Source organism: Nonomuraea deserti (assembly GCF_004348685.1).
Taxonomy (GTDB): domain Bacteria; phylum Actinomycetota; class Actinomycetes; order Streptosporangiales; family Streptosporangiaceae; genus Nonomuraea; species Nonomuraea deserti.
This window is the reverse complement of record NZ_SMKO01000358.1, coordinates 1-3,702: the sequence shown is the minus strand read 5'-3', so window position 1 is coordinate 3,702 and position 3,702 is coordinate 1. Positions and strand designations below refer to the sequence as shown.

At 69.7% G+C, this 3,702-nt stretch carries 5 protein-coding genes and 1 pseudogene; all 6 read right to left on the bottom strand.

The window, feature by feature from the left end:
- Positions 1-571: 571 nt before the first annotated feature.
- A pseudogene (locus E1292_RS54720) lies at positions 572-719 on the bottom strand (transposase); the annotation flags it as partial.
- Positions 720-973: 254 nt separating this feature from the next.
- On the bottom strand, positions 974-1,348 hold the full coding sequence (locus E1292_RS55590; protein ID WP_342775785.1) for an FAD-dependent monooxygenase: 375 nt from the start codon (positions 1,346-1,348) through the stop codon (positions 974-976).
- Positions 1,349-1,360: 12 nt separating this feature from the next.
- Positions 1,361-1,813 (bottom strand): DUF1579 family protein, encoded by a 453-nt coding sequence (locus E1292_RS49810; protein WP_165975177.1) that lies wholly within the window; start codon positions 1,811-1,813, stop codon positions 1,361-1,363.
- Positions 1,810-2,457 (bottom strand): dehydrogenase, encoded by a 648-nt coding sequence (locus E1292_RS49805; RefSeq protein ID WP_132606785.1) that lies wholly within the window; start codon positions 2,455-2,457, stop codon positions 1,810-1,812. The genes E1292_RS49810 and E1292_RS49805 overlap by 4 nt, the downstream gene beginning before the upstream one ends.
- Before the next feature lie 16 nt (positions 2,458-2,473).
- Positions 2,474-2,800, bottom strand: coding sequence for a hypothetical protein (locus E1292_RS49800; RefSeq protein ID WP_132606784.1), 327 nt, complete (start codon positions 2,798-2,800; stop codon positions 2,474-2,476).
- 33 nt (positions 2,801-2,833) lie between these two features.
- On the bottom strand, positions 2,834-2,980 hold the full coding sequence (locus tag E1292_RS56025; protein WP_369334355.1) for a TetR/AcrR family transcriptional regulator: 147 nt from the start codon (positions 2,978-2,980) through the stop codon (positions 2,834-2,836).
- Between the last annotated feature and the right edge of the window lie 722 nt (positions 2,981-3,702).

Genomic DNA, 3,702 nt, shown 5'->3' with positions numbered 1-3,702 from the left:
GCGGCCCGCCGTCAGCAGTGACGAGGAAGCCAGGACCGCTGCTCTGCTGCCCTACCTGCTCGCGGTCGGAGCGACGGTCGTCTCCCCGCCCGTCGACGCCGACCAGCTGCGCAGCCTCTACGAGAGGGTGCTGCTGCCGCTCGTCCCCGACCACCTCGACGAGGCCCGCCCGGACTGACGGCGCGGGCGACGCCGCGCGTCAGCCGCTCCGCCCGCGCGCGGCCTTGGCGGCAGGAGGTCAGCGTGCAGTCGCGCTTGTCGAGCCAGTGAAGGAACGCAGTCGCATAGGTGACCTGCTCGCCGGCGGCGCGGCGGACGCTCGACGTAATGTGGCTTTGCTCGGCTCGGTCCCGGAGGGCGGGAGGCCCGCGCCAGGTTGCGAAGAGCCGGATCGCCCTGGCGTGCTCGGGGTTGGCGAAGCCGGCCAGGTGGCCGGGCAGCCAGCGTGGGAAGGAGCAGCCTCGGCCACCGGGCGTGGAGGCTTGCCCGAGATGGCCGCGGCAAATATCGTGCGCGGTGACCTGCAGCAGCTTCTCCCGCACGCTGGTGCCCGCCAGCCCGAACGTGACCCCGCCCGTCTCCAGCGCCATCTTCTGATCAAGGCCATGAACACACACTCCAGGGCCGCGGTCTCGTTCGGGAAGTGGCCTCGGGCACGCACCACCTTGCGGATGCGGGCGTTGACGCTCTGGGATCGCGTTGGTGGAGCAGATGACCTTGCAACAGGCGCGGCCTGCTGATCACGGCCATGGTCTTGGGTTCGTGTTCCCAGCGGGGGATCTTGAACCACCACACGTCCATCGGGACCGGCCACTGCCTGGCCGACAGCCGTGCCGCCCGGCGCAGCACCGACCAGCGGCCGTCGCAGACGACGGTGAGGTGGGCGCAGATCCGTCCCGTCTCACCGTCGCTCGAGCGGTATTCGACGCCCGTCACCCTTCCCCGTCCATGAACAGGCCGGTGGCCTCGGTGTTCATCCGCAGGCTGAACGTGGGATGTCCGGCGGCGGCGCCGGCGAGCAGGTCGAGCAGGTCCCATTGCGGGCCATCGCGATGTAGTTGTACCTGCCCGGCAGCGCCGCCAGGTCGCCCACCCGCTGGATCCCGCCGCCGACCGGCACCAGCACCTCGTCGAGACGGTTCTGCGGCAGCCGCTCGAACCGGTCGCCGAGGCCCAGGTCGTCCAGCAGTTCCAGGGTGGTCGGGTGCACCGTGTCGCCGCGGAAGTCGCGCAGGAAGTCCCCGTGCTTCTCCAGCACCGTCACCTCGACGCCCGCCCTGGCCAGCAGCAGCCCCAGCACCATGCCCGCCGGTCCGCCGCCCGCGATGCAGCAGGTGGTCGCGTCCATACGCCGTCCTCCTCAGCCCACGCGCCGCAGTGTCTGCTCCTCGATCAGGGTCCAGCCCTGACCGGTGTCCGCCTCGGCGAGGTGCCGCCACTCGTCGTCACCGACCCTGACGAATGTCTCGCGGGCCTGGACGCGGTGGCCTCCGTCGAGGATCACCGCCTCGGCCACCAGCCGGTCCCCTGTCCAGCCCGGCGAGGTGACGGTGGCCCGGCGGCCTCGGCTGTCGAACCATTCGGAGACGAAGCGCCGCTCCGCGGCGTCATACCCCCACAGCCGTGTCGCCTCCAGGACGTCGAGGCCCTCGCCCTGCTCGATCCAGGAGAAGCGCTGCTCCAGCCAGTGCCCGCGGTGCCGGAAGGCTCCCTCCACCCGCAGGACCGGCTGCGCGATCCCGGTGTCGAGAAACTTCCCGTGCCCTTCCCACGCGCCGGCGAAGAAGGCCAGCCGGGCCACCTCGGAGCTCACGCCGCCGCCAATGCGTTCTCCAGCGCCTCCAGCGCGTCGGCCGCGTCGATCACGCTCAGCTCGGCGGTGAAGCGCACGGCGTCGCGGACCTCCTCCGGTCCGGCGAACTGCAGGGCCAGCGCGACGTGCTTGCGATACGACTCACCGAAGGCGCTGCGGGCGATGTGCGCGGTCAGCGCGACGAAGGCGCGCTCGCGCCCGCTCAGCCGCTCCTCCGACCAGGCCCGCCCGGTACGCGAGACCAGAAATTCGGCCAGCCACGGATCGTCCACCGGCCAGGCGGCGCCCGGCGAACTCTCGGCCACCTGGCTCGGCTGCGGTGTGGTGTCCAGCCCTCGCTCGGCCGCAGCCTGCGCTACTCGGCTCAACGCGTCGGCCGCCGCCGGGTAGCCGGCGTAGGGGGCGACGAACCTGATCAGGGCGAGCATGTCGGCGTACGGGACGCCGTGCATGTCAAGGGCCGTGATGTGCATGGTGAAGGCCAGCCCGAGATGGCCGCGGCAGATGTCGTGCGCCGTGACCTGCAGCAACTTCTCCCGCACGCTCGTGCCCGCCAGCTCGAACGTGAACCCGCCGGTCTCCAGCGCCATCTTCTGAAATTCGAGGTCCACCTCGGCCAGCGGACCACTCGGAAGATCAACCATCAGACATTCCTCTCTGCTACCTCGTGAATCGAACGGTCTCGGCGACAGCTTGCGAAGCTCTGCTCACCAGCACCTCACCGCGATGCACCGCGGTCTCGCTCACCCCGAACCGCGCCGCCAGGGCCTGCTGGACCTGCGCGACCGTCTGCTCCGAGCGGTTCGCGGTGGCGGTGTCGGCAAACATGGTGATCGTCATCGCGGTCCCGTCGCCGGTGTGGACCGCGGTGTAGAGGATCGAACCGACCTGTTCGGGGATGCGATCGGCGAACTCGCGGTCCACCTGCTCGACCATCTCCTCGATCGAGCCGGAGCTCGCGTTGTAATGTCGCACGATCGCGTACATGTGAACCTCCTCAGGGTTGGGGAGCCCGCCCTGTCAGGTAGCGCTGCAACGTCGGCGCGACCCAGCGGGCCACGTCGGGTGAGGAGGAGACCAGCGCGTCACCTTCACGGCGTAGCGGGCGATGATGAGCCCGACCAGCTGGGCGGCGGCGAGCGCCGCCCGTAGCTCGGGAGGGTCCACCCGAGTTTCCGGGTGAGGCTGCCGAGCATGTCGTGGGCCAGAACTCGCGGGTCTGCCCGGTCGGCTCCGGCGTCCGCGGCAACCTGGCGCATGCTCGTGCCGTCATAGCCGAGTGAGCTGAACGACGCGGCCGCGGCCGCCACGATCTGCTCCCTGGTGGTCGAGATCCCCGGCCGCCGTCCTGTCCGTTGCATCTTTTCTCCTCGCCGCCGACGCTATATCCTCTCTCAAAGACTTTCAAGTCCTGATATGAGGACTTAATGAGTGACAAGGAGCATGATGTACGCGTTCATACGCCGCTACCGGATGGGCAAGGGCACCGTCGAAGCCCTGATGAGCCGGGTCGAGCGGCAGTTCGCCGGCCAGCTCACCGGTGACGCCGCCAAGGCGCCGGTCAGGATCCCGGCGGCATCGTCAGCTGCCAGACCATCGACTCGGGCGACGGCACGGTCACCACCGTCACCCTGTTCCAGAGCGAACACCACTGGCGCCGGGCGAGTCAGGCAGCCGCTGACATCCGGCTGAGCCTGTCCGACTTCGAGGTCGAGGAACTCGACACCATCACCGGCCCGGTGACGATTTCCGAGGCGAAGTGATGTTCCGCTTCGGGGTCGCCCTGCACATCTCCGCCACCCGGCGCGCCTGGGTCGAGAAGTGCAAGAAAGCCGAGGCGCTCGGCTTCGACACCATCGCGGTCGCCGACCATCTCGGCATGCCCGCCC

Bases quoted from the DNA above. Each gene is read 5' to 3' on its own strand.
- E1292_RS55590 (WP_342775785.1), bottom strand. From the start codon at position 1,348: ATGGACGCGACCACCTGCTGCATCGCGGGCGGCGGACCGGCGGGCATG.
- E1292_RS49805 (WP_132606785.1), bottom strand. From the start codon at position 2,457: ATGGTTGATCTTCCGAGTGGTCCGCTGGCCGAGGTGGACCTCGAATTT.
- E1292_RS49800 (WP_132606784.1), bottom strand. From the start codon at position 2,800: ATGTACGCGATCGTGCGACATTACAACGCGAGCTCCGGCTCGATCGAG.